The sequence below is a fragment of the Polaromonas sp. P3_C2 genome (assembly GCF_056402675.1).
The window spans coordinates 1-1969 of the sequence record NZ_JBFUGX010000712.1; the positions used below are offsets into that span (position 1 = coordinate 1).

A 1969-nucleotide genomic window follows, 5' to 3' on the forward strand; every position below is an offset into this window, starting at 1 on the left:
GGCATCGAGCTCGGCAAGATGTTTTACTGGAACCGTACCGCCAGCTCCATCGAGTCCCGTGTGCGTGCCAACCGCATCAAGGTACGGCTCTTGGGCACCTTGCTGGCCATGTTCATTGCCGGCGGCCTGGTCGGTGCGGCCGGCTTCAAATACGTCGGTTTCATCTGGGTCGTGCCCCTGGCCCTCATGCTGTTGACCTTGTCCTTGCCGCCGCTGTATGCGGATTTCCAGCGCGCTGCCCGGCGCAAGGCCCTCGCTCTGGCCCTGAAAGAAGGGTCCTGACGCCATGCAAACCCACCTCGCCCCTGAATTCAAAAACACCGCTGACGGCCTGGAGGCTGAAGCCATCCTGCGCAAATGTGTGCATTGCGGTTTTTGCACGGCCACCTGCCCCACCTACCAATTACTGGGCGACGAGCTTGACGGCCCGCGCGGCCGCATCTACCTCATCAAGCAAGTGCTGGAGGGTGAAGCGCCCACACGCAAGACCCAGCTGCACCTGGACCGGTGCCTCACCTGCCGCAACTGCGAAAGCACCTGCCCCAGCGGGGTGGAATACGGGCACCTGGTGGATATCGGCCGCAAGCTGGTTGACGAGCGCGTGCCGCGCCCGGCCGGTGAGCGTGCCGTGCGCTGGGCTCTCAAGGAAGGCCTTCCGTCGCCGCTTTTTGCGCCCGCCATGAAAGCCGGACAAGCCGTCCGCGGCCTCTTGCCCGCATCGCTCAAAAACAAGGTACCGGCCAGGCAGGCTGCCGGCCCATGGCCCGCGCGCCAGCACGCCCGCAAGATGCTCATGCTCGAAGGCTGCGTGCAGCCCGCCATGATGCCCAACATCAATGCCGCCACGGTGCGCGTGCTTGACGCCGCCGGCATACAAACGGTGGTGGCGCAAAAAGCCGGATGCTGCGGCGCCGTCAAATTCCACCTGAACGACCAGGAGGGCGGCAAGGAAGAAATGCGGCGCAACATCGACGCCTGGTGGCCGCATGTGGAAGCTGGCGAGGGCGCGGGTGTTGAGGCGATTGTCATGAATGCTTCGGGCTGCGGGGTCACCGTCAAGGAATACGGCCACATCCTCAGGGACGATCCCGCCTACGCGGCCAAAGCCGTACGCATCAGCGAACTCACGCGCGACCTCAGCGAGCTCATGCCGGAGCTGGTCGGTGAGCTGCAGGGCAAGGTCACGGCACGAACCGGCACGCTGGCGTTTCATCCGCCCTGCACGCTGCAGCACGGCCAGCAGCTGCGCGGCGGGGTCGAGACGCTGATGGGCACATTGGGTTTTGACGTAAAGCTGGCCGCTTGCGAAGCGCACCTCTGCTGCGGTTCGGCAGGCACCTACTCCGTGCTGCAGCCCGACATCGCGTATCAACTGCGCGACCGCAAGCTCGGCAACCTGCAAGCCGCTGCACCCGAAGCCATCATCTCGGCCAACATCGGCTGCATCACCCACCTGCAAAGCGGCACGGCAACGCCGGTGCGGCACTGGGTGGAGGTGCTGGACGCAGCACTAACTCCCACGCAGGCTTCCTGAGTCCCCGATTTTCGGTTTGGGCTGTGCCGTTCAGCCGTAGACAGCCAGGCCCAACAGCTGACGGGCACCCTCAATCAGCAACGCGCCGACGCAACCGGTGAGCCCACCCCAAAAAAGCCACCACTCCTTGCGCCCCGAAAAACCGAAAGCGGCAATCACACACGAAAGTGAGATGAAAAACAGGGCTGCAAAGAATGAGTCTGGTGGAAGCAGCGCTAATATGCCGCCCGAGCGCCCGGGGCGGTAGACGTAACGCCCGGAAATCAGTATCCATACCCCGACCGCTGCAAAACTCAACGGTAACAAGGGGCCAAGGTAGCGTGAAACAAACGAGGGCTTCTTAGCAGGTTGATCTGGCATAGCGAGCCATTATCGCGATCGACAAGGGAAGGCTACTGACATCACGCTGTCAGTAGCAGGTCAGCACCATCATGG

2 protein-coding genes and 1 pseudogene are annotated in these 1969 nt (G+C 63.1%); 2 read left to right on the top strand and 1 reads right to left on the bottom strand.

The features are described from left to right. Nucleotides 1-282 (top strand): annotated as a pseudogene (locus AC1DWI_RS21045) (DUF1275 domain-containing protein); the annotation flags it as partial. 4 nt (nucleotides 283-286) lie between these two features. Then, nucleotides 287-1534, top strand: a complete 1248-nt coding sequence (gene glcF, locus AC1DWI_RS21050; RefSeq protein ID WP_477670292.1) for a glycolate oxidase subunit GlcF — start codon at nucleotides 287-289, stop codon at nucleotides 1532-1534. A 30-nt stretch (nucleotides 1535-1564) separates the two neighbouring features. Here glcF and AC1DWI_RS21055 read toward each other — a convergent pair whose 3' ends face one another. Further along, nucleotides 1565-1894, bottom strand: coding sequence for a hypothetical protein (locus AC1DWI_RS21055; protein WP_477670291.1), 330 nt, complete (start codon nucleotides 1892-1894; stop codon nucleotides 1565-1567). Nucleotides 1895-1969: the final 75 nt, after the last annotated feature.

Coding starts and splice junctions, on each gene's coding strand:
- glcF (WP_477670292.1), top strand. CDS start 287: ATGCAAACCCACCTCGCCCCTGAATTCAAAAACACCGCTGACGGCCTG.
- AC1DWI_RS21055 (WP_477670291.1), bottom strand. CDS start 1,894: ATGCCAGATCAACCTGCTAAGAAGCCCTCGTTTGTTTCACGCTACCTT.